Genomic DNA, 20,687 nt, shown 5'->3' on the forward strand with positions numbered 1-20,687 from the left:
AACGGCCGTCCGGCTGGGTGCTCCACGCGTCCTCCGCCCCGACGCCCACGATGGCCGCGACCGCCGGTCGGGGTGCGGCACGGTACGCTCGACCCTATGCGAGTCCACGTCGCCGACCACCCGCTCATCACCCACAAGCTCTCGGTGCTCCGCGACCGGACCACTCCCTCCCCCACTTTCCGTGCCCTGACCGAGGAGCTCGTCACGCTCCTCGCGTACGAGGCCACGCGCAACGTCCGGGTGACGGCGACGCCGATCAGCACGCCCGTCGCGCAGACGATGGGCGTCGCGATCGCGAAGCCCCGTCCGCTCGTCGTGCCGATCCTCCGCGCCGGGCTCGGCATGCTCGAGGGCATGGTCAAGCTCGTCCCCACGGCCGAGGTCGGGTTCCTCGGCATGGCCCGCGACGAGGAGACCTTCGAACCGCAGACGTACGCCGAGCGCCTGCCCGACGACCTGTCGAACCGGCAGTGCTTCGTGCTCGACCCGATGCTGGCGACGGGTGGCACGCTCGCCGCGGCGATCGAGTTCCTGTTCGACCGCGGCGCCGTGGACGTCACGTGCGTGTGCATCCTCGGCGCTCCTGAGGGCCTCGCCGCGCTCGAGGCGGCGGTCGGCGACCGTGACGTGACGATCGTCCTCGGCGCGCTCGACGAGCGCCTGGACGAGAACGGGTACATCGTCCCCGGTCTCGGCGACGCCGGCGACCGTCTCTACGGCCTGGCCGACTAGCGACCGCACCGCCTTCCGGACGGGAGGCCCACCACCGGCCCGGTGGTGGGCCTCCCGTCCGTCGTCCTGCCGGACTGTCCGCATCCGTCACCGTCCGCGCGGACGGTTGACACCACGTTGGTATACCGCCGATACTCGTGCCATGACTGCAACCGTGTCCACCCGAGCCCTCCACGAGGCCAAGGGGACTGCCGGCATCATGATGCCGACCACGGCGGTCATGCGTTGTCGAATGTGTGCCTGATCGGTACCCGTTCCAGCCGGATCCCCCGCGACACCACCCCCGTCGCCCGCGCGTGATCCCCGGTGACGACCCCGTCGACGACGCGCACCACCGTCTCGAGGTCTGATCCCGCTCCCCCGGACGAGCCCCGGTCCCGCACGGACCGCAGGGCCACTCGGCGTACCGCCGATCCGGGCCGACGCATTCGACACCGGCCGACGTCCCACCACTCCGATCGGCCGCACCACCCGGAGACCGCACCATGTCGCTCACCATCGCCCAGCCCCGCACCACCCCCGCCCGTCTGGCGGCCGCCGCTCCGACCGACCTCGGCAGCGTCACGCCGATCCGCAGCCGTCGCGCACCGGCGGCACAGCCGGTCCGTCCGGTCGCCGACCGTTCCGCCGTCCCCACCAGCCCGGTCGTCGCGCCGCAGCGGAACCGGGCACTGCCCGAGGGGACCGAGGCGCGTGGCTTCGCGCTCTACGTCGGGCTCGACGAGGCCGCCGCGGCTGCGGCCGGCACCACCCTGGCCGCCGTCGTCGAGCAGCTGAAGGCGCTCACGGCACAGCTCGTGCCGTCGGCGGAGACCTACGCGGCCGTCGCCGTCGCGGCCGAGGGGTCCGGCGGGCGGGACGTCGACGTGGTCCGCCTCGCGCTGCAGGACCGGTCGGCGGTGGCCGCGCGCAAGCAGACGGAGAAGCCCGAGCCGGAGGAGACCGGCGTCGTCATCGACATCTCCCGCAAGCGTGTCGTCCTCGACGGCGAGACCGCGCCCCTGACGTTCAAGGAGTTCGAGCTCCTGCAGTTCCTCGTCCTCCGCGAGGGTCGCACGGTCGACCGCTCGGCCATCATCGAGGGACTGTGGTCCGACGGTGAGGACGAGACCCCGAACGAGCGCACCATCGACGTGCACGTCCGTCGCCTCCGGGCGAAGCTCGGCGCCTTCGAGGAGATCGTCCGGACGGTGCGGGGTGTCGGGTACCGGTTCGACCGGCACGCCGACGTGTCGGTGCGTTACGCCTCCACGCCGTCGCCCGACCTCTTCTGAACCAGCTCTCGTCCGGCGATCGGACAACTCGCAGGAACCGACGGCGTGGCCGCCTTCCCTGGCGTTACCGCTTCGTTATACAGTCGGTCGTGCAGTCGGTGTTTGCTGTGGCACCGGCTGTGGAATGTGATTGCAGGAATCTCCCGGTGCAAGGGAGCGGGCCGGTCGTCCACTCGGGCGGCCGGCCCGCGTTCTGCGTCGGTACCCCTCGGTAGGGTGGGGGTCCACCAGACGGAGGGACGTACCCGTGAGCGATCACCGCAGCGAGAAGGCGACAGCGGTCGCGGCGTGGGAGTCGTTGTTCCGCGCGCAGGTCACCGTGATGCGGAACCTCAACACCGAGTTCCCCTCGGCCGAGATCTCCTTCAACGAGTACGACGTCTGCTTCAACCTCTCGACACAGCCGGGGCGCCGCTGCCGGATGCGTGACCTGACGGGTCACCTCCTCCTGACCCAGCCGAGCGTCAGTCGACTGGTCGACCGTCTCGCGACCAAGGGCATCGTGGAGAAGCAGCCCGACCCGACCGACGCCCGCGGGGTGATCGTCGCCCTGACCGCCCACGGGTACGACGTCTACCGCGCCGTCGCCGTGCAGCACGCGTCGACGATCGCCGCGCAGGTCGGCGCCGGGCTCGACGACGCCGAGCTGCGCACCCTCACCGAGCTCTGCACGAAACTCCGGGTCGCGGCTGCCGGCACGTCCCCGACGCGTCGGGCGGTCGCCGTGGCACCGGATCGGGCCTCGGCGTGAGCGGCTCGATCGTCTGGTTGCGTGACGACCTCCGGATCGCCGACAACCCGGCGCTCCGGTCCGCGGTCGACCGGCCCGGCCCCGTCACCGTGGTGTACGTGCTCGACGAGCAGAGCGACGGCATCCGTCCCCACGGTGCCGCAGCACGGTGGTGGCTCCACCACTCCCTCGCCGCGCTCGACGCCGACCTTCGTGCCCACGGGTCACGGCTCGTGCTGCGCCGGGGTGCCGCGGCGGACGTCGTCACGGACCTCGTCGCCGAGTCCGGTGCGGACGCCGTGTTCTGGAACCGGCGGTACGGCCGGGTGGAGCGGGAGATCGACGCCGGCATCAAGTCCGGCCTCGTCGCCAGCGGCATCGAGGCGCACAGCTCCGCGGGGACGCTGCTCTGGGAACCGTGGACCGTCCTGACCGGCAAGGGCGAGCCGTTCAAGGTCTTCACGCCGTTCTGGCGGGCCGCGCAGGCCATGCCGGAACCCCGGCACCCGTGGCCCGAGCCGGAGTCCGTCGCCGCGCCGGCCGACGTGGCCTCGGACGTGCTCGGTGACTGGGCGCTGCTGCCGACCACCCCGGACTGGGCGGGCGGCATGCGAGACGCCTGGACCCCCGGCGAACACGGGGCCTGGGACCGGCTCGAGCGGTTCATCGACGAGGCCCTGGCCGACTACGACCAGCGCGACGAACCGGCGCAGGCTGCGACGAGCAGCCTCTCCCCACACCTGCGCTGGGGTGAGATCAGCCCGTACCAGGTCTGGCACCGCCTGCACGAGACACTCGAGCCCGACCGACGGCGTGCCGCCCCGGCGTTCCTCCGGCAGCTCGCGTGGCGGGAGTTCAACTGGAACGAGTACTTCCACTGCGACGACATCGCACGGACCAACGTCCGCCGCGAGTTCGACGCCTTCCCGTGGCGGGAGCCCACCGACGACGAGCTCGACCGGTGGCGGTACGGCACGACCGGGTTCGACCTCGTCGACGCCGGCATGCGCGAGCTCTGGCACACCGGCGCGATGCACAACCGGGTGCGCCTGGCGACGGCGAGCTTCCTCGTGAAGAACATGCTCGTGGACTGGCGGGTCGGTGAGCAGTGGTTCTGGGACACCCTGGTCGACGCCGATCCGGCCAACAACGCGGCGAACTGGCAGTGGGTCGCCGGGTCCGGCTTCGACGCGGCACCGTACTTCCGGGTCTTCAACCCGGATCGCCAACTCGAGCGCTTCGATCCGCACCGCGAGTACGTGCGTCGCTGGGTCCCCGCTGACGAGGACCGCCCCGAGCCGATGCTCGACCTCAGGTCCAGTCGGCAGCGCGCACTGGACGCCTACGCCGAGATGCGGCGCGCATGATGCGCCCGGGTCCGGGCGTGCTGGACGCGGTGGACGCCCTGCACCGGCAGCGCGTGGCGGACGGCATCGCGCCGAGCAGCGTGTGGGGCGTGTTCGACCGGGACGGACTCGTCGCCTGGGGCGGGCACGGGGACCGCGGTGACGGCGCCGTGCCCGACGCGGACACCGTGTACCGCATCGCCTCGTGCACGAAGAGCGTCACCGCCGCGTCCCTGCTCGGCCTGGTGGACGACGGCCTGGTCTCGCTCGACGCACCGGTCACGGACTTCGTCCCGGCGTTCGACGCGGTCCGGCTGCCCACCGCCGACTCCCCCGTCCCGACCCTCCGGATGCTCCTGACGATGTCCGCGGGGCTCCCGACGGACGACCCGTGGGCGGACCGACAGGAGTCGATCACGGACGACGACCTCGACGACGTCCTGCGTGCCGGGTTGCTCTTCGACTCCGTTCCGGGAACGCGCTTCGCGTACTCGAACCTCGGGTACGCCCTGCTCGGACGGGTGGTGTCGGTCGTCTCCGGGGCACCGTTCACCGCGGTCGCGACCGATCGTGTGCTGCGGCCGCTCGGCCTCGACGACACCGTCTTCAGCGCCGCCGATGCCCGCGGGCACGTCGTCACCGGGCACCGCCGGGTCGAGGACGCCTGGGAGGCCCTCGACACGACCGGACCGGGGGCGTTCTCCCCGATCGGCGGCCTGTTCTCCACCGTGCGGGACCTGGCGCGGTGGGGCGGGTGGCTCGCCTCGGCCTTCACCGGCACCGCGGCACCGTTCACGGACCCGGCGACCGCCGTCGCCGGGCCCCTGGGCAGGGCGGGACGTCGCGCCATGCAGCAGGCGATGCGGGCGGTCCCGGCCGAGGCCCTGCCCGGCTCCACGCGTGCCACCGGCTACGGCTCGGGCCTGTTCGTCGAGCACGACCCCGGTGTCGGGTCGATCGTGTCGCACTCCGGCGGCTACCCCGGGTTCTCCGCCCACATGCGTTGGTCGGTGTCGACCGGTCTCGGGGTGGTGGCGTTCGAGAACGCCACGCAGGCGAAGGTCTCCGCCGCCGCCTCCCACGCCCTCGACCTCGTCCTGGCCGAGTCCGTCAGCGGCTCCTCGGCCCCGGTCGAGCCCGACACCACGGCGGACGCCCGGTCCCGTCCGCAGACGGACGTCGGGCGCGAGCCGGGGACCGAAGCGGTCCTGCCGGCCACGCGCGTCGCGCAGCACGCCGTGGCCCGGCTGCTCGCCGACTGGTCCGACGACGTCGCAACGGCGATCTGTGCCGAGAACGTGCCCATGGACGTCCCGTGGAACCGACGACGGACGGCGATCGCGGACGCGGTGGCGGAGGTCGACGCCGACCTCGCCGCACCGCCCGTCGCCGAACGGTCCGCCACACCCACGCACCTGCGTTGGTGGCTGCCGGGCGGACGGGGACGGCTCCGGGTGGAGATCCGCCTCGCTCCGATGGCGGCCGGCCTCGTGCAGACCCTCGTGGTGCACGCCGAACGGCAGTGAGGGGCCAGGAGCAGGTCGCCTGACCTCGCGGTACCGGCCGACAGGTCGGCGGGTCGACGGTCCCGACACCGACGGCGGGGCCGCGACGACCGACCGGCCCCGCGCTCCGCCGAGCGCTGCCGCCGTCCGTCCGGTAACATGCGACATGTCCGCCGTCTCGTGGCGGCCGTCAGCCCTGACCCCCGTTCGGAAGAGACCATGCCACGCAAACCGGACCCGACGTTGAAGCCCGCCATCGTCTGCAAGGTCACCGAACACCTGCGTGACACCCGTCTCGAGGACGTCTCGGTCCGGAGCCTCGGCCGCGTCCTGGGGACGAGCGCGTACCCGATCGTCTACCACTTCGGCTCCCGTGACGGCCTCGTCGACGCCGTCGTCGAGCACCTGAGCCACCCCGTGCACCGCGTCCGACTCGACCCGGACGGCGATCAGCACGCGCTGGCCGGGTACCTGAGGGCGGTGTTCGGCGGCCTCGACGACCCGGACCGGTTCCTCGCCGCCCGCCTGACCTTCGAGCTCGGCTCGGTCGAGTCCCTGACCGGGCACGACCGACACCTGCGCCTGCACCGCTCGCTGATCGAGACACTGGCCGCCTGGTGTCGCGCGCACGGGGCCGACGACTGCACAGCGGTCCGGGCGTCGCGTGCCGCGGTGCTCGCGTGCCGCGGTGCGCAGTGGGGCGCCGTCCTCGACGGTGACGTCGCCCACACCGAGGTCGTCCTCCGCGGTGTCGCCCGACGACTCGCCGCCGAGATCGCCGGCATCCGTGCCCGCACGCCGCACAGGAGCACCGCGCTCGCCGACGCCCAGGACGCCGGTACTCCGCACGGCAGGGCGTGCGACGACAGCGCTGTCCGGGTCGGTCCGGTCCCGGTCGGCAGGTCCCTCGACTGACGCTCCCCCGGGCGGAACCCACCGTGGACGGACGGGAGGCCCGGTACCAGCTGGTACCGGGCCTCCCGTCCGTCCACCGGGCGCTTCAGCGCCCGCCGTCGGTCACGCGAGCGTGACACTCACGATGCGACGGGGCTCAGAGCGTGACGAAGCGCTGCGACCGGGCGTTCGCGAGACGGGCCGCGACGTTCTCCCAGTCGACGATGTTCCAGACGGCCTTGACGTAGTCCGCCTTGACGTTGAGGTAGTCGAGGTAGAAGGCGTGCTCCCACATGTCGAGCATGAAGATCGGGACGAGACCGAACGGGATGTTGCCCTGCTGGTCGAAGAGCTGGAACGTGGTGAGCTTCTGGCCCACGGTGTCCCAGGCCAGCACGGACCAGCCGGAGCCCTGGATGCCGTTGGCGACGGCGGCGAACTGCGCCTGGAACTTCTCGAAGGAGCCGAAGAACTCGTCGATGGCGGCGGCGAGCTCGCCCTCGGGGACCTTGGTCTCCGGGCCGAGGTTGGTCCAGAAGATCGAGTGGTTCACGTGGCCGCCGAGGTGGAACGCGAGGTCCTTCTCGAGCTTGTTGACGTTCGCCAGGTTGCCCGACTCGCGCGCCTCGGCGAGCTGCTCGAGCGCGGTGTTCGCGCCGGTCACGTAGGTCTGGTGGTGCTTGTCGTGGTGCAGCTGCATGATCTTGCCGCTGATGTGCGGCTCGAGTGCGGCGTAGTCGTACGGCAGCTCGGGCAGGGTGTACTCAGCCATGTGCGGTCCTTTCGATCGGTGATGTGCGGTGCGGGGTCCCGCGGCTCACGAGAGCCGGGAACGATCGGTCAGGGAGTGGAATTCCCGGTTGTGGTAGACCAGCGGCTCCCCGCGGTCGAGGCCGACGACGATGTCGAGCACCTCGGCGACGACCACGGTGGAACTGCCGATCGGGGTCGTCGAGAGCGGACGGCAGCGCAGGGCACTGGCGGCATCGGGCAGGTACCGGTCGCCGGACGGCAGCGATCCCCAGATCGGGTCGTCGGCGGCTGGACTGCCCGTGGACGCGAAACGCTTGGCCAGGGCGACCCCACGGGCGTCCATGAGGTGGACGACGAAGACCGGAGCGCCGAGCACGACGCCGGCGGACCCGGAGTTCGTGGAGAGCGAGAAGACCAGGACGGGCGGGTCGACCGCGACCGAGGCGACGCTCGACGCGGTGAGCCCGGTGGGTCCGTCGGGGCCCTCCGCGGTGATGACGGCGACCCCGGCGGGGTGCCCGCGGAAGGCGGCCTTGTACGCGGCGGCCATGTCGGCCTGGGGGACGTCGGCCTGCGGGAGATCGGCGGAGGCGGCGTCGGGCATGTCAGTCGTGGTCGTTCCTCGTTCGTGTGACGGCCACGGTCGTCGCGGCCACCTCCCAACGTAGGACCTGCGGCATGGTGGCGGTCCATGATTCACAGGTTCGGCCCATCCCGGGCGTGCCGCGCAGTCCCGCGATCAGCGACGGCGCAGCATCACGACCGCACCCGCGGCCGCCACGAGCATCAGCGCCGCGGCGACGCCCGCCGTGGTGGTGACCCCGGAGTCGAACGCGGCACGCGCGGACTCGAGGAGCGCCTGACCCGCGGGCCCGCCGAGCTCGGCCGCCGCGGTGACCGCGCCGCCGAGGGTCTCCTCCGCCGCGGTGTGCGCCGTGGACGACAACCCCTCGGGGACCACGACGTTCGCCCGGTAGGCCGAGGCGAGGATCGTCCCGAGGACGGCGGTCCCGAGCACGGCGCCGATCTCGTACGCCGTCTCCGAGATCGCCGATGCCGCCCCGGCCTTGTCGGCCGGAGCGGTCGAGATGATGAGGTCGTTCGTGACGGTCTCCGACGCGCCGATGCCGATGCCGAGCAGCACGAAGGCGAACGCCAGCGCCGCGATGGTGGCGTGGTGCCCGAGCCCCGCGACGAGGGCGTAGGCCACGGCGGAGAACAGCAGCGACACCGACACGACCCAGCGCGGAGCGACCCGCGCGACGACCGGGACGACGACGAGCCCGGCGACGATGGTGAGCACCGCACCGGGGACCAGGACGAGCCCGCTCGCGAACGGGTCGAGGCCCGCGACGAGCTGCAGGTGCTGCGCGATGAAGAACAGGAAGCCGGTGAGCGAGAACATCGCCGCCATGTTCATGAGCACGCTGCCGGTGAAGGCGGTGCTGCAGAACAGCCGCATGTCGAGCATCGGGGTGCGGGTGCGGAGCTGACGACGGACGAACGCGATGCCGCAGAGCACCCCGACGGCGACCATGGCGATCGCGAAGCCGCGCTCCTCCGGGTGGACGAGCGACTTGATGGCCCAGACGAGCGGGCCGAGGGCGCCGAGCGAGAGCAGCATGCTCGCCACGTCGACGGGGCCGGGCTCGGGGTCGCGGGACTCCGGCACACAGAACGGCACGGCGACGAGCATCACGACGAGGATCGGCACGGCGACGAGGAACACGCTGCCCCAGTGGAAGTGTGCGAGCAGCACGCCGCCGACGAGCGGACCGAGGGCGTTCCCGGCGGCGAACATCGTCGACCACACGGCGAGGGCCAGACGTCGCTCCCCGGCGTCCGGGAACACGTTCCGGATGATGGACAGGGTCGCGGGCATGAGCATGGCGCCGAAGACGCCCATGGCGAGGCGGGCGGCGACGAGCATCCAGGCCTCGGTGGCGAACGCGGCGGCGGCGGAGAGCACGGCGAAGCCGGTCGCACCGATGACGAGGATCCGACGCCGGCCGATCCGGTCACCGATGCTGCCCATGACGACGAGCAGGCCGGCGAGGACCAGCGGGTAGGCGTCGACGATCCAGAGCTGGGTGGTCGCGTCGGGGTGCAGGGCACGAGCGATCGAGGGCAGCGCGAAGCTCAGGACGGTGTTGTCGACCGAGATGAGCAACACCGGCAGCATGAGCACCGCGAGCGCTGCGAACCGTGAGCCGCGGCTCGTGGTGATCCGGGTGGCGACGGGGCTGGTGAGCAGTGCGGACATGGCGGACTCCAGGACTTCGAGCGTGTCGCGCCTGCGGCCCTGACGGGCCGGACGCAGACGAGACGGGACGCGGAAGTCGTCACGCGTCCCGTCAGGGTCCCGTTAGTGTACCGTCCGGACGGTTACGGTCGCAAATGCACCGGAGCGCCCGGGAGGCACTACGCCGGGCGGTGCGGCGCCTCCCGTCCGGCGGGCGGTCGCACCCGCCGTGTCAGCGGACCGTCAGGCCTCCCCCACTGCGGGCACGTCGTCGGCCGCCTCCGCCTCGAACGGGTAGCGCAGCCCGATCGCCGCGCGCCAGCGGTCGAGCGTGCGCGCGGTGGCCAGGGTCTCGTCGGTGGTCATCTGCGGTGCGTCGACGCGGCCGGCATGCAGGGCGTCGATCGTGGCCGCGGCTTCGAGCCCGTAGGGTGCCACGTCCGGGAAGGGCTGCTCCGCGACGGCGTCGTCGACGGTCTGCACGACGATCACCGGCTCCCCGCCGATGGTCCACGGGTCTCGGAGCGTGATGGTGCCCCGGCTCCCGTGCACGACGACGACGTTCGCGTCCTCGACGCGGATGCCGGTGCGGAGGCTCGCGGTGATGCCCGACGCGTACGTCGCACTCGCGACGGTCCATTCGTCGACCCCGGTCGGGCCGATCGTCCCCACGGCGGAGAGCTCCACCGGCTCGGCGGCCGCCGTCCCGGTGGCGGCCTGCACGATCGCGGCCGTCATCGTCACCGGGTAGCACCCGACGTCCAGGATGGCGCCGCCGGCGGTGGCGACGTCGAACAGGCGTCCGGAGCGCTCCTCGACCCGGAACGCGAACGCTGCGTCGACGTGTGTGACCGTACCGACCACGCCGTCCCGCACGAGGTCGAGCAGCGCCGTCGTCTGCGGGTGGAAGCGGTACATGAACGCCTCGACGAGCGGCAGCCCGGCACGGCGGGCCGCGTCGACGAGCACCGTCGTCGTGCGGTGGTCGGGCGTGAGCGGCTTCTCGCACAGCACGGCCTTGCCGGCCCGCAGCGCCGCGAGGACGAGGTCGGCGTGCCCGGTGTGCACGGTCGCGATGTACACGGCGTCGACACGGGGGTCGGCGAGGACCTCGTCGTAGGTGCCGGCGGTCACGTCCGGGAAGCCGTGTGCTCCGGCCTCGGCCGCGAAGGCCCGGGCACGCTCGACCGAGGAACTCCCGGCGGCGACGAGCACCCCGCCGCTCGCGGAGAGCTGGGACAGGAGGCGTCGGGCGATGCTGCCGGGACCGAGTACGGCCCAGCGGGCGTTCACGGGCGGGGTCGTGCTCGGTTCGGTCGCGGTCTGCGCTGACATGCGGCTCCTGTTCGTCGTGGACCTCGACGGTCTCGGTGAGGCTAGTCGCCCCGGGCCCGCACGGCCACGGTCGGTGTCCGTGCCCGGGCGCGCGGACCGTCGGGTGTCCCTAGACTCAGCGCATGGCCAGTGCTCGCGACCGCGTCCTCGACAGCTTCGTCGCCATCGTGTGCGAGGAGGGCGAACGTCCCGCGACGCTCGACGCCGTCGCCGCGCGTGCCGGCGTCTCCAAGGGCGGACTGCTGTACCACTTCGGGTCGAAGGCCGCCCTGGTCGAAGGGCTGTGCGAGCGGCTCGCCGACCTCTCCGCACTCGACGTCGAGCGGATGCGCGCCGCCGAGGACGGGCCCGCTCGCTACTTCGTCGAGAACTGCCAGTTCGTCGGCAGCGAGCTCGACCTCGCGCTGCTGGCAGCCTCCCGTCTGCAGCAGGCCGGGTACGAGGAGGCCGGACGGACCCTCGACGAGACCGAGAACGCCTGGCTCGCCACCCTGGTCGACGCGCTCGGGGACGTCCCCACCGCACAGGCCGTCAAGCTCCTCGGCGACGGGCTCTACCACGCGGCCTCGCTCGGTGCCGCGAGCGACGTCCGACCCGACCGCGGCACGGTCGACATGGGTGCCCTGCTCGAGGTCGTCGACCGCCTGATCGCGACGAAACCCGCTCCGTGAACCGGAGCACCCGGTCCTGGGGATAGACTGAGGGCGATCCACCCGCTGATTCCCGGAGGTACCACCGTGGGCCGCGTCCTCGCCGCTGTTTTCTCGATCCTGCTGCTGCTGGTGTCGATGTACCTGTTCGGGTTCGCGTTCCAGGTCGATTCCGGTCAGGGCTTCGTCTTCGTCGCCGGTGTGCTCCTGATGAGCCTCTCCTTCTTCCTGCCGATCCACGTGTTCGGCAAGCGGTAGTCACACGCCGCAGCAGAACGGCCCCGCACCTTCCGGTGCGGGGCCGTTCTGCGTCACGGGCGGCGCCGGACGAGCTACGCCGACGCGCGCAAGCCGCGCAGGGTCACGGCGGTGACGATCGCGGCGTGCGCGGCCTCGGCGCCCTTGTCCTCCTTCGACCCCGGCAGCCCGGCGCGGTCGATGCCCTGCTGCTCGTCGTCGAGGGTGAGCACGCCGAAGCCGACCGGCTTGCCGGTGTCGATCGCCACTCGGGTGAGGCCACTCGTCGCCGCGTCCGAGACGTACTCGAAGTGCGGGGTGCCACCGCGGATGATGACGCCGAGGGCGACCGCAGCGTCGAAGCCGGACTCGAGGGCGGCCTTCGCGACCACCGGCAGCTCGAAGCTGCCCGGCACGGGGATGACCTGCCCGGTGGCGCCGAGCCGCTCGATCTCGCGCTGGGCGCCGTCGAGCAGCCCCGTCGCGATGACGTCGTGCCACTGACCGGCGATCACCGCGACCCGGATGCCGCTGCCGTCGACGAGCTCCCGCTCCGCCGCTCCTGCTCCGCTCATACGTGTGTCCCTTCGGTACGGGCGGCGTCGTCCGCCACCCGGTCGGCCGCGTCCAGCCAGGAGGCCAGCGCGGCGATGGTGATGACGGGCACGCCCTCGCGCGCCCCGAGTCCGACGAGCTCCGGCAGGCGCATCATGCCGCCCTGCTCGTCGACGATCTCGCAGATCGCCGCCGCGGGCCGGAGTCCGGCGGCGGTGACGAGGTCGATCGCGGCTTCGGTGTGACCGGCCCGCTCACGCACCCCGCCCGGCCGGGCCCGCAGGGGGACGACGTGACCCGGCCGGTGCAGGTCGTCGCGGGCCGACGTCGGGTCGGCGAGCACCCGGAGCGTGCGCGCCCGGTCGTGTGCGCTGATGCCGGTGGTGACGCCGACTGCGGCGTCGACGGTCACCGTGTAGGCGGTCCCGCGGACGTCCTCGTTGTGCTGCACCATCGGCGGCAGGTCCAGGGCGTCGGCGATCTCGGCGCTGACCGGCGCGCAGATGAACCCGGACGAGTGCGCGACCGTCCAGGCGATCCACTCCGGCGTCGCGAGTTCGGCCGAGAGGACGACGTCGCCCTCGTTCTCGCGGTGCTCGTCATCGGCGACGATGACCGGCCGGCCGGCGGCGATCGCGGCGATCGCCTGCTCGACCGAGGACAGGCCGGGGTCGCTCGTGACCGTACGCGTCACGGGGGCGGTGTCGGCGGCCATCACCGGGCCTCCACCCCGACGGGTGCGCCCGGGGCGCCGGCAGCAGCGTCGAGTCGCAGCATGCGGCGGACGTGGCGGGCGAGGACGTCGGTCTCGACGTTGACCCGGTCACCGGGGACACGCGCGCCGAGGGTCGTCGCGGCGAGCGTCTCCGGGATGAGGCTGACCTCGAACCAGGCGGCGTCCGGAGCGGTGGACTCCGGCGACACGGCGCTCACGGTCAGGGAGACCCCGTCGATCGCGACGGAGCCCTTGTCGACGACCAGCGGACTGAGTTCCGGTGACAGCGTGAAGCGCACCCGACGCCATCCGTCGCCGTCGTCGGTCTCGAGCACGGTCGCGGTGCCGTCGATGTGCCCCTGCACGATGTGTCCACCCAGGCGGTCCCCCACCGAGGCCGCCCGCTCCAGGTTCACCCGGTCCCCGGAACGCAGGGACCCGTGCGCGCTCATGTCGAGGGTCTGCTTCATGACGAAGGCGGTGAAGGTCTCCGGGGTCTGCTCGACGACGGTCAGGCACACGCCCGAGACCGAGATGGAGTCGCCGTGTTGCGCGTCCGAGACGACGAGCGGGCCGCGGACGGTGAGCGCGACGGAGTCGCCTCGTTCGTCGACGGCGGTGACGGTGCCGAGTTCCTCGATGATGCCGGTGAACACTGGTGTCCTCTCAACGGGACTCCGGGTGCGCGCGACGGTCGTCGGCAGACGGGAGGCGGTGGTCGGGGAACGACCGTCACCTTCCGTCAGCGCTTCCTCCCGTCCGGACTTTCACCGTCGGTCCCGGAATCCCACCGGGTCAACCCCGCACCGGGCGGACCCGGCGCGGCGCTCGTGGACTGTCACCACCGGTTCGGACTTGCACCGACCCCGGAGCGCTTGCGTACCCGAGACGATACCCCAGGCCCCCGACCGTCGCCCTCTGGCCGTCCGTCGGGCGTCACACGGCGTCGCGATCCCAGCCGAGGCTGCTGATCGCGGCACGTAGAGTGGTCGACCGGCACGGGACGCCAGGACCGCTGCCACGCTCCTCATCCACAAGGAAAAGTCAGGAAACGGCGTGACCTCGACCTTCAGTGCCCCCACTCGCAACCTCGACATCGTCACCCTGCACGAGATCCTCCGCCTGCGGCAGGACGTGTTCGTGGTCGAGCAGGAGTGCGCCTACCCGGACATCGACGGCCGCGACCTCGAGCCGGGGACGCTGCAGTTCTGGGCCGGCACGGGGTCGGTCGACGCCACGCTCCGCCTCCTCCGCGAACCCGACGGCACCGAGCGGATCGGCCGGGTCGCCACCGCGCTGCAGGCGCGCGGCAAGGGTCTCGGTGCCGCGCTCATGACGGCCGCCATCGCCGAGAGCCGGTCCGAGCGGATCGCCATCAACGCGCAGGCGCACCTCGGCCAGTGGTACGGGCAGTTCGGCTTCGAACGCTCCGGCGAGGACTTCCTCGAGGACGCGATCCCGCACACGCCGATGGTCCGCACGCGCTGACCCGAGCCTCCCGAGACCGCTGGACTCGACCGGACCGGCGGCGTCAGGCCTGCCAGCGACGGAGTTCGCCGTAGGAGCGAGCCTGGTGCTCCCGGTCGGCGACCAGACGCTCGAACACGATCGAGGTCTGCGTGGTCGCGACCGAGGGGTCCCCGCTCAGCTCGTCCGCGACGAAGTCCCGGAGCTGCTCGGTCGACGTGCAGGCGATGTGCACGAGGAAGTCCTTGTCACCCGCCAGGAACGACACGTCGAGCACGACGGGCACACGCAGCAGGCGCTTCGCGAACTCACGGAGTTCGTGCCGGGCGGCGGCGTGCACGCGCACGGACACCATCGCCTCGATCGAGAACCCGAGCCGGGCGATGTCCACCTCGGCCCGGTAGCCCGCGATGACGCCGGCGTCCTCGAGCGCGCGGACCCGGACCAGGCACGTCGACGGCGCGATGCCGACAGCCGCGGCCAGACGGTTGTTCGGGATCCGGGCGTCGGACGCCAGCACCCACAGGATCCGCTCGTCGACCTCGTCGAGACGGGGCGGTGGAGCGTCGGGTCGGCGGACGATGCGGTCGGACACGGCTCCACCGTAACGCCGAGCGTCCGGGCCGGCAGGGGCACGACCGTCCCGCCGGTCACATCGCCAGGGTCATCCCCACGACGGCGACGGTCATGGCGAAGACCTCACCGCTGCGGACGGCACGTCGGTCCTCCCGTGCCCACTCGTACCGGAGCAGCCACCCGCTGAACGCGCAGTAGCCGATCACCCCGGCGCCGAGCACCGCGGTCAGGACGAGCGCGTGCGCGTGCACGGCACCGCCGACGAGTTCGGACGCGTGTCCCATGAACAGCATGCCGGCCATCACCACTGCGGAGAGTGCTCGGTGCACGTCCATCGGTTCGGCCCGACGGCCGTCCGCGCGCCGCCGCCGCCGCGCGACGGGCAGTGGCGCGAGGAACAGCAGCAGGGCCGCGGCCAGGATCGTCCACGACGGACCGGCCTGCACGACCGGCATGAGCATCGCGACGAGCATGACCGCCGCGGGCACGATGACGCCCGGCCGCGGCCGGTACCGGTCGCCGACGATGCAGCAGACCGACGCGAACTGCGGCACGACGAGCATGGCGTCGGCGACGGTCGCGTGCACGGGAAGGGTCAGCTCTCGGTGCGGGCGGCGCGCTCCTGCTTCACGCGCACGTTCTCGGAGCGGACCGCCGCCTGGGTGGAGCGCTCGCGCACGAGCCACTCCGGCATCTCCTGCAGGAGCTGCTTGATCTGCTCGGTGGTCAGGACGTCGTCGACACCGGCACGGGCCAGACCCGAGATCGAGACGCCGAGGCGCGCGGCGACGACCGGACGCGGGTGCGGCCCGTCACGGCGGAGGTCCTGCAGCCACGTCGGGGGCTCGCTCTGCAGTTCGTCGAACGTCGTGCGAGCGATCAGGCCCGCACGGAACGACTCCGGCGTCGCCGAGAGGAGGATGCCGAGCTTCTTGGCAGCGGTCTCGGGCTTCATGGTCTGTTCCTGGGCCATGGTGACAAGGGTACGGCCCCTATGCTCGGGTGCATGACCGCGCTCTCCATCGCCTTCGTACCCGGGGTCTCCCCCGCCAAGTGGGTGCGGGTCTGGCGGGAGCGCCGACCGGACGTCGACCTGGTGCTGCTGCCCGTGGACGCCGACGGGGTCACGGCGGCGATCGAGGGCGACGCCGACATGGTCTTCGCCCGCATGCCGGTCCCGGATCGGGCCGACGGCGAGCAGTACCACGCCATCCCGCTGTGGACCGAGACGGCGGTCGTCGCGACGCCGAAGGACTCGCCGCTCGCCGACCTCGACGAGGTGACCGAGGTGGACCTCGCCGACGTCACGGTCCTCGACGCCGGCCCGGTCCCGCCCGACGTCGCCGCCGCGCTCGACCTGGTGGAGGCGAACGTCGGTGTCGTGGTCCTGCCGCAGTCCTTGTTCCGCGCCGCGAGCCGGAAGGACCTGGTGTCCCGACCGCTCGCCGGCTCCCCCGGCACCCGGGTCGCGCTGGTCTGGCGCGACGAGGACGCCTCGGAACTGACCGAGGAGTTCATCGGCGTCGTCCGCGGCCGGACCGCCAACAGCTCCCGGAACCAGACGGACGAGCCGGGAGGCGCCGATCCCGCCGGTGCCGACCGCTCGCGTCCGTCGAAGAGCGGCGGCAAGGCCACGGCGGCGAACGCGAAGACCGTCGCCAAGCGGAGCGCGACGAAGGGCACCGGGGCGAAGAGCGGCGGTGGGAAGAACTCGACGGGACGCGGCCGGACGCAGCGCGGCATGCAGGGCAAGCCGAAGCGCGGCTCGAAGGGCAACCGTTGAGCACGGGGACGGCGCCGGACGGCGACCGCCCGACGCCCGGCGTGCGCCTCGTGCCGATGCCCGAGGACCGTCTGCCCGCATGGCTCGACCGCTCCATGGCGGAGTACGTCGGGTCCCGCATGCGATCCGGCGAGAGCCGCGAGCAGGCCGAGGCGAACAAGCAGCGCTCCCTCGACACCTGGTTCCCGGTCGGTTCGCCCGCTGCGGGTCACCACGTGTGGGAGGTGACCACTCCGGACGGCACCGTCGTCGGTCACCTCTGGATCGGCCCGTTCACGGCCGGCAGCAGCGCCTGGTGGGTCTTCGACGTCGAGATCGGCGCCGGACACCGTCGGCAGGGGTACGCCCGGCGCGCGCTCGAGCTCGCGCACGGAGTCGCCCGGGACGAGGGTGCGACGAGCATCGGTCTCAACGTCTTCGGGTACAACACCGGTGCCCGTGGTCTCTACGGGCAACTCGGGTACGAGGTCGCCTCGGTCCAGATGCGCCTGCCGCTCGACTGACCACCCTGCACCGACGACGGCGGGCGTCGCTCCCCGTTCAGTCGGGCCAGACGCCGGAGCTCGCCCGGCGGTGGCTGCCGACCAGGTGCGTGTCGACGATGCCCAGCGCCTCCATCAACGCGTGCATGGTGGTCGGCCCCACGAACGCGAACCCGCGCTTCCGCAGGGCCTTCGACAGCGCGGTCGACCCGGGGCTGGTCGTCGGGACCTCGGCGGCGGTCCGGGGCCGAGGGGTGTCGTCCGGCCGGAAGGACCACACGAAGTCCGCCAGTCCGCCGTCGGCACGGAGGGCGATCGTGGCGTTCGCGTTGGTGATCGTCGCGGCGATCTTGGCGCGGTTCCGAACGATGCCCGCGTCCCCCAGCAGCCGGGCCACGTCGCGCTCCCCGAAGCCGGCGACCACGTCGGGGTCGAAGTCGGCGAACGCCGCACGGAACGCCGGACGTTTGGCCAGGATCGTGCGCCAGGAGAGCCCGGACTGGAACGCCTCGAGCGACAGCCGTTCGAAGACGCCCCGTTCGTCGCGGACGGGCATCCCCCACTCCGTGTCGTAGTAGGCGCGGAGCATCGGGTCGGCCGATGCCCAGAGCGGACGGGCGAGGCCGTCATCGCCGGTCACGAGATCGTCGGTCATCCCCCCATCCTGCCGTCGCCCCTCCGCTGGACCCGACCCCGGCACGTGCTCGCAGCGGTACTCCGTCGCGCGACGCCGCCGGGGTCGCGTTCCGCGGGAGGGTCAGCCCTCCTCCGCGGCGGCGGGGTCCATCCACACGTACTCCCAGCGGTGGCCGTCGAGGTCGACGAAGCTCCGCTGGAACATGGTGCCGAGGTCCATCTCCGGCCGGTCCTCGGTGCCGCCGGCCCCGACCGCGGCGTCCACGATCCGGTGCACCTCGTCCTTGGTCTCGGCGCTGAGGGAGTTGATGACCTCGATCGTGTCCGGTCCGGCGATCGCCTTGTCGGTGAACTCGGAGAACTTCGCGTGCGTCAGGAGCATCACGGAGACGGTGTCGCTGATGACGATGCTCGAGGCGGTGTCGTCACTGAACACCGGGTTGAGCGGGTAGCCGAGCGCCCGGTAGAACGCGGTCGCCCGCTCCAGGTCGGACACCGGCAGGTTGATGAACACCATGGTCGACATGTGGGGTCCCTTCGTCGTGACCAACCTGGACCCCGGACCGCGCCGGCGCAACCGTTCCGTGGCGGAACCGACGTCCCCGCCCGAGGGACGACGGACGGGAGGCCCGGTACCAGCTGGTACCGGGCCTCCCGTCCGTCGTGCGTCGCCGGGGCGACCCACCTGTCTACGCCAGGTCGCGGCCTTCGCCGGCGGCGCGCTGGTGCGCCTCCGCCTCGGCCTGTCCGACGATGTCCTCGGCCGGCACCGGGGCGAGGCGGTCCCAGAGGAAGAACAGCAGGCCGCCCGCGAGCATCGCGAGTCCGACCCACAGGTTGATGTGGATGCCGCCGGTCTTCTCGGGGTCGGTGTCCCAGTGCACGATCCCGACGATCGTCGTGATGACGCCGTACAGGACGAACAGTCCGCCGAGGATGCGGCGCAGGTCGAGGCGGCGCGTGGACCGGACGAGTTCGGCCTTCTGCTCCTCGGTGAGGGTGGTGTCACTCATGAGGGTTCTCCTTCAGTGGACGTCGATCAGAGGAACGGCAGGTAGAGGGCGACACAGAGCACGAGCGCGACCGTGCCGAGCAGCGCCGGCGAGCGGTACCAGGCCGTGTCGGTGGCGACGGCCCCCGCCGTCATGTCGATCTTGCCGATGCCGTAGACCAGGCCGCCGAGCTCCGAGACGTCCTTGGGCTTGGTGAACATCGACACCGCGACGGCGACGACGATGACCGTCACGAACGAGATGATCGCGCCGTACATCGTCTCGGCCGTGGCGGTCGAGAACAGGTCCGGGTCCACCAGGTACGCGATCCAGGTGATGGTCGGCGTGATGATGCCGAGCACGTAGCCCCACAGTGCGCCCTGCGTGGTCATCCGCTTCCAGAGCAGACCGAGGATGAAGACGCCGAACAGCGGTGCGTTGAAGAACGAGAACAGCGTCTGCATGTAGGTCATGATGTTGCCGGCCTGGGCGGCGAGGAACGCCGTGCCGACGCCGACGACGACGCCCACGACGGTGACCCAGCGACCGGTCTTGAGGTAGTGCACGTCCGGCATGGCCGGCTTGATGTAGCGCTGCCAGATGTCGTAGGTGAACACCGTGTTGAAGCTCGACACGTTCGCGGCCATGCCGGCCATGAAGGACGCCAGGAGGCCCGTGACGGCGACACCGAGGACGCCGGTCGGCAGGTACATCTGGATGAGCTTCGGGATCGCGTCGTTGTAGGTCAGGGTCCCGTCGGCGAACTGGTTGCCCACGACGGCGGCGGCGATGAGGCCGGGAACGACGACGATGAACGGGATGAACAGCTTCGGGATCGCGGCGATGAGCGGGGTGCGCCGGGCAGCGGACATGTTCTTGGCCGAGAACGCACGCTGCACCTCGGTGAAGTTCGTCGTCCAGTAGCCGAACGAGAGCACGAAGCCGAGGCCGAGCACGATCGCGAGCCAGTTCGCCCCGATCGGGTTCGTCACGTCGCCGATGCCGGTGCCGGCCCAGGTCTGCAGGTGCTGCACGCCCTGGGTCTCCTTGATCGCCTCGGTGAGGCCGCTCCAGCCACCGACCCGGTGGAGACCGACGATCGTCAGCGGGATGAGCCCGGCGAGGATCACGAAGAACTGCATGACCTCGTTGTAGATCGCGCTCGAGAGCCCGCCGAGGGTGATGTAGGCGAGCACGAAGCCGGCCGACACGATGATGGCGAGCCACTCCGGCCAGCCGAGCATCGCCTCGATGACGATCGCCATCGCGTAGAGGTTGATGCCCGCGATGAGGACGTTCGACACCGCGAACGCGATCGAGTTCACCAGGTGCGGGGCCTTGCCGAAGCGGCGGAGCATGAACTCCGGCACGCTGCGGACCTTCGAGCCGTAGTAGAAGGGCATCATCACGAGGCCGAGGAAGACCATCGCGGGCACGGCACCGATGAGGTAGTAGTGCAGCGTCGCCATGCCGATCTGGGCGCCGTTCGCGGCCATGCCGAGGATCTCGGTCGCGCCGAGGTTCGCGGACACGAACGCCAGGCCCGTGATCCACGCGGGCATGGACCTGCCCGAGAGGAAGAAGTCCATGCTCGTGCGGACCTGCCGCCGAGCCGTGAACCCGATCCAGATGACCACCCCGAAGTACACGAGGATCATCAAGTAGTCGACCCAGCCCAAGTCGAGCCGGATCCCGCTGTTCGCTGCCGCGAGAACCATTCACACTCTCCGTCGATGTGTTGCAGTCGACAACCGTGCCGACCCGGACGAAGACGTTACACGCG

At 71.7% G+C, this 20,687-nt stretch carries 24 protein-coding genes, 1 pseudogene and 1 riboswitch; of the genes and pseudogenes, 11 read left to right on the forward strand and 14 right to left on the reverse strand.

Annotation, left to right across the window (positions count from 1 at the left end):
* The first annotated feature begins 96 nt into the window (after window positions 1-96).
* The 6 genes from upp to DEI83_RS04880 all read left to right on the forward strand — a co-directional run bounded on the left by upp (window position 97) and on the right by DEI83_RS04880 (window position 6,502).
* Window positions 97-732, forward strand: coding sequence for a uracil phosphoribosyltransferase (gene upp / locus DEI83_RS04850; protein ID WP_111080654.1), 636 nt, complete (start codon window positions 97-99; stop codon window positions 730-732).
* Window positions 733-1,217: 485 nt separating this feature from the next.
* On the forward strand, window positions 1,218-2,006 hold the full coding sequence (locus DEI83_RS04860; protein ID WP_111080656.1) for a winged helix-turn-helix domain-containing protein: 789 nt from the start codon (window positions 1,218-1,220) through the stop codon (window positions 2,004-2,006).
* Between the two features lie 247 nt (window positions 2,007-2,253).
* Window positions 2,254-2,757 carry a MarR family winged helix-turn-helix transcriptional regulator gene (locus tag DEI83_RS04865; RefSeq protein WP_258371062.1) on the forward strand — a complete coding sequence of 168 codons (504 nt, stop codon included), beginning with the start codon at window positions 2,254-2,256 and terminating at the stop codon, window positions 2,755-2,757.
* Window positions 2,754-4,103 (forward strand): deoxyribodipyrimidine photo-lyase, encoded by a 1,350-nt coding sequence (locus DEI83_RS04870; protein WP_111080657.1) that lies wholly within the window; start codon window positions 2,754-2,756, stop codon window positions 4,101-4,103. Before DEI83_RS04865 ends, DEI83_RS04870 begins: the two co-directional genes overlap by 4 nt.
* A complete protein-coding gene (locus tag DEI83_RS04875) occupies window positions 4,100-5,608 on the forward strand; it encodes a serine hydrolase (RefSeq protein ID WP_111080658.1) in 1,509 nt (502 codons plus the stop codon). The genes DEI83_RS04870 and DEI83_RS04875 overlap by 4 nt, the downstream gene beginning before the upstream one ends.
* 198 nt (window positions 5,609-5,806) lie before the next feature.
* Window positions 5,807-6,502 (forward strand): TetR/AcrR family transcriptional regulator, encoded by a 696-nt coding sequence (locus DEI83_RS04880; protein ID WP_146243240.1) that lies wholly within the window; start codon window positions 5,807-5,809, stop codon window positions 6,500-6,502.
* A gap of 136 nt (window positions 6,503-6,638) precedes the next feature.
* Here DEI83_RS04880 and DEI83_RS04885 read toward each other — a convergent pair whose 3' ends face one another.
* The 4 genes from DEI83_RS04885 to DEI83_RS04900 all read right to left on the reverse strand — a co-directional run bounded on the left by DEI83_RS04885 (window position 6,639) and on the right by DEI83_RS04900 (window position 10,811).
* Window positions 6,639-7,253, reverse strand: a complete 615-nt coding sequence (locus tag DEI83_RS04885) for a superoxide dismutase (protein ID WP_111080660.1) — start codon at window positions 7,251-7,253, stop codon at window positions 6,639-6,641.
* Between the two features lie 45 nt (window positions 7,254-7,298).
* Complete coding sequence (locus tag DEI83_RS04890) at window positions 7,299-7,838, reverse strand: flavin reductase family protein (RefSeq protein WP_258371063.1); 540 nt, start codon at window positions 7,836-7,838, stop codon at window positions 7,299-7,301.
* 135 nt (window positions 7,839-7,973) lie between these two features.
* Window positions 7,974-9,497: an MFS transporter gene (locus DEI83_RS04895; RefSeq protein WP_111080661.1), complete on the reverse strand. Its 1,524-nt coding sequence runs from the start codon at window positions 9,495-9,497 to the stop codon at window positions 7,974-7,976.
* Window positions 9,498-9,719: 222 nt separating this feature from the next.
* Entirely contained in the window at window positions 9,720-10,811 is a 1,092-nt protein-coding gene (locus DEI83_RS04900) for a Gfo/Idh/MocA family protein (protein WP_111080662.1), read from the reverse strand.
* Between the two features lie 122 nt (window positions 10,812-10,933).
* Here DEI83_RS04900 and DEI83_RS04905 point away from each other — a divergent pair, with 122 nt between their 5' ends.
* Window positions 10,934-11,482, forward strand: coding sequence for a TetR/AcrR family transcriptional regulator (locus DEI83_RS04905; protein ID WP_111080663.1), 549 nt, complete (start codon window positions 10,934-10,936; stop codon window positions 11,480-11,482).
* 66 nt (window positions 11,483-11,548) lie between these two features.
* Window positions 11,549-11,719: a hypothetical protein gene (locus tag DEI83_RS15820; RefSeq protein ID WP_181431071.1), complete on the forward strand. Its 171-nt coding sequence runs from the start codon at window positions 11,549-11,551 to the stop codon at window positions 11,717-11,719.
* A gap of 74 nt (window positions 11,720-11,793) precedes the next feature.
* On the opposite strand, the gene ribH is transcribed toward DEI83_RS15820, so the two are convergent.
* The 3 genes and pseudogenes from ribH to DEI83_RS04920 form a co-directional block, all read right to left on the reverse strand.
* Window positions 11,794-12,273: a 6,7-dimethyl-8-ribityllumazine synthase gene (gene ribH / locus DEI83_RS04910; RefSeq protein ID WP_111080664.1), complete on the reverse strand. Its 480-nt coding sequence runs from the start codon at window positions 12,271-12,273 to the stop codon at window positions 11,794-11,796.
* Between the two features lie 35 nt (window positions 12,274-12,308).
* Window positions 12,309-12,968 (reverse strand): annotated as a pseudogene (gene ribB / locus DEI83_RS04915) (3,4-dihydroxy-2-butanone-4-phosphate synthase); the annotation flags it as partial.
* A complete protein-coding gene (locus DEI83_RS04920) occupies window positions 12,968-13,624 on the reverse strand; it encodes a riboflavin synthase (protein WP_111080666.1) in 657 nt (218 codons plus the stop codon). The pseudogene ribB and the gene DEI83_RS04920, both read right to left, overlap by 1 nt.
* A gap of 87 nt (window positions 13,625-13,711) precedes the next feature.
* Window positions 13,712-13,845, reverse strand: a riboswitch (FMN riboswitch).
* A 179-nt stretch (window positions 13,846-14,024) separates the two neighbouring features.
* On the opposite strand from DEI83_RS04920, the gene DEI83_RS04925 reads away from it, so the two are divergent.
* Window positions 14,025-14,456: a GNAT family N-acetyltransferase gene (locus tag DEI83_RS04925; RefSeq protein ID WP_111080667.1), complete on the forward strand. Its 432-nt coding sequence runs from the start codon at window positions 14,025-14,027 to the stop codon at window positions 14,454-14,456.
* A gap of 43 nt (window positions 14,457-14,499) precedes the next feature.
* Here the strand turns inward: DEI83_RS04925 and DEI83_RS04930 are convergent, their stop codons facing one another.
* Genes DEI83_RS04930 through DEI83_RS04940 form a run of 3 tightly spaced genes read right to left on the reverse strand, consistent with a single transcriptional unit; the run spans window position 14,500 to window position 15,984 of the window.
* Complete coding sequence (locus DEI83_RS04930) at window positions 14,500-15,030, reverse strand: Lrp/AsnC family transcriptional regulator (RefSeq protein ID WP_111080668.1); 531 nt, start codon at window positions 15,028-15,030, stop codon at window positions 14,500-14,502.
* A 55-nt stretch (window positions 15,031-15,085) separates the two neighbouring features.
* Window positions 15,086-15,598, reverse strand: coding sequence for a hypothetical protein (locus DEI83_RS04935; protein ID WP_111080669.1), 513 nt, complete (start codon window positions 15,596-15,598; stop codon window positions 15,086-15,088).
* Window positions 15,599-15,606: 8 nt separating this feature from the next.
* Entirely contained in the window at window positions 15,607-15,984 is a 378-nt protein-coding gene (locus DEI83_RS04940) for a DUF5997 family protein (RefSeq protein ID WP_111080670.1), read from the reverse strand.
* A 33-nt stretch (window positions 15,985-16,017) separates the two neighbouring features.
* Between DEI83_RS04940 and DEI83_RS04945 the strand changes: the two genes are divergently transcribed.
* Both DEI83_RS04945 and DEI83_RS04950 read left to right on the forward strand, forming a co-directional pair.
* On the forward strand, window positions 16,018-16,794 hold the full coding sequence (locus DEI83_RS04945) for a LysR family transcriptional regulator substrate-binding protein (protein WP_220036751.1): 777 nt from the start codon (window positions 16,018-16,020) through the stop codon (window positions 16,792-16,794).
* Window positions 16,791-17,297, forward strand: a complete 507-nt coding sequence (locus tag DEI83_RS04950; protein WP_111080672.1) for a GNAT family N-acetyltransferase — start codon at window positions 16,791-16,793, stop codon at window positions 17,295-17,297. The genes DEI83_RS04945 and DEI83_RS04950 overlap by 4 nt, the downstream gene beginning before the upstream one ends.
* Window positions 17,298-17,334: 37 nt before the next feature.
* Here DEI83_RS04950 and DEI83_RS04955 read toward each other — a convergent pair whose 3' ends face one another.
* From DEI83_RS04955 to DEI83_RS04970, 4 genes are all read right to left on the reverse strand, one after another.
* Window positions 17,335-17,931: a DNA-3-methyladenine glycosylase I gene (locus tag DEI83_RS04955; RefSeq protein ID WP_111080673.1), complete on the reverse strand. Its 597-nt coding sequence runs from the start codon at window positions 17,929-17,931 to the stop codon at window positions 17,335-17,337.
* Window positions 17,932-18,033: 102 nt separating this feature from the next.
* Window positions 18,034-18,438, reverse strand: a complete 405-nt coding sequence (locus DEI83_RS04960) for a VOC family protein (RefSeq protein WP_111080674.1) — start codon at window positions 18,436-18,438, stop codon at window positions 18,034-18,036.
* 163 nt (window positions 18,439-18,601) lie between these two features.
* The gene (locus tag DEI83_RS04965; RefSeq protein ID WP_181431072.1) at window positions 18,602-18,925 is read right to left on the reverse strand and encodes a hypothetical protein; all 324 of its coding nucleotides are present in this window, start codon (window positions 18,923-18,925) and stop codon (window positions 18,602-18,604) included.
* 26 nt (window positions 18,926-18,951) lie between these two features.
* The gene (locus DEI83_RS04970; RefSeq protein ID WP_111080675.1) at window positions 18,952-20,622 is read right to left on the reverse strand and encodes a sodium:solute symporter family protein; all 1,671 of its coding nucleotides are present in this window, start codon (window positions 20,620-20,622) and stop codon (window positions 18,952-18,954) included.
* Window positions 20,623-20,687: the final 65 nt, after the last annotated feature.

Source organism: Curtobacterium sp. MCBD17_021, assembly GCF_003234525.1.
GTDB lineage: Bacteria > Actinomycetota > Actinomycetes > Actinomycetales > Microbacteriaceae > Curtobacterium.

What these genes read in the sequence shown, in the direction of transcription:
- DEI83_RS04955 (WP_111080673.1), bottom strand. Translation starts at nt 17,931, where the DNA reads ATGACCGACGATCTCGTGACCGGCGATGACGGCCTCGCCCGTCCGCTC.
- DEI83_RS04885 (WP_111080660.1), bottom strand. Translation starts at nt 7,253, where the DNA reads ATGGCTGAGTACACCCTGCCCGAGCTGCCGTACGACTACGCCGCACTC.
- DEI83_RS04875 (WP_111080658.1), top strand. Translation starts at nt 4,100, where the DNA reads ATGATGCGCCCGGGTCCGGGCGTGCTGGACGCGGTGGACGCCCTGCAC.
- DEI83_RS04970 (WP_111080675.1), bottom strand. Translation starts at nt 20,622, where the DNA reads ATGGTTCTCGCGGCAGCGAACAGCGGGATCCGGCTCGACTTGGGCTGG.
- DEI83_RS04960 (WP_111080674.1), bottom strand. Translation starts at nt 18,438, where the DNA reads ATGTCGACCATGGTGTTCATCAACCTGCCGGTGTCCGACCTGGAGCGG.
- ribH (WP_111080664.1), bottom strand. Translation starts at nt 12,273, where the DNA reads ATGAGCGGAGCAGGAGCGGCGGAGCGGGAGCTCGTCGACGGCAGCGGC.
- DEI83_RS04880 (WP_146243240.1), top strand. Translation starts at nt 5,807, where the DNA reads ATGCCACGCAAACCGGACCCGACGTTGAAGCCCGCCATCGTCTGCAAG.
- upp (WP_111080654.1), top strand. Translation starts at nt 97, where the DNA reads ATGCGAGTCCACGTCGCCGACCACCCGCTCATCACCCACAAGCTCTCG.
- DEI83_RS04900 (WP_111080662.1), bottom strand. Translation starts at nt 10,811, where the DNA reads ATGTCAGCGCAGACCGCGACCGAACCGAGCACGACCCCGCCCGTGAAC.
- DEI83_RS04940 (WP_111080670.1), bottom strand. Translation starts at nt 15,984, where the DNA reads ATGGCCCAGGAACAGACCATGAAGCCCGAGACCGCTGCCAAGAAGCTC.
- DEI83_RS04860 (WP_111080656.1), top strand. Translation starts at nt 1,218, where the DNA reads ATGTCGCTCACCATCGCCCAGCCCCGCACCACCCCCGCCCGTCTGGCG.
- DEI83_RS04895 (WP_111080661.1), bottom strand. Translation starts at nt 9,497, where the DNA reads ATGTCCGCACTGCTCACCAGCCCCGTCGCCACCCGGATCACCACGAGC.
- DEI83_RS04905 (WP_111080663.1), top strand. Translation starts at nt 10,934, where the DNA reads ATGGCCAGTGCTCGCGACCGCGTCCTCGACAGCTTCGTCGCCATCGTG.
- DEI83_RS04890 (WP_258371063.1), bottom strand. Translation starts at nt 7,838, where the DNA reads ATGCCCGACGCCGCCTCCGCCGATCTCCCGCAGGCCGACGTCCCCCAG.
- DEI83_RS04965 (WP_181431072.1), bottom strand. Translation starts at nt 18,925, where the DNA reads ATGAGTGACACCACCCTCACCGAGGAGCAGAAGGCCGAACTCGTCCGG.
- DEI83_RS04945 (WP_220036751.1), top strand. Translation starts at nt 16,018, where the DNA reads ATGACCGCGCTCTCCATCGCCTTCGTACCCGGGGTCTCCCCCGCCAAG.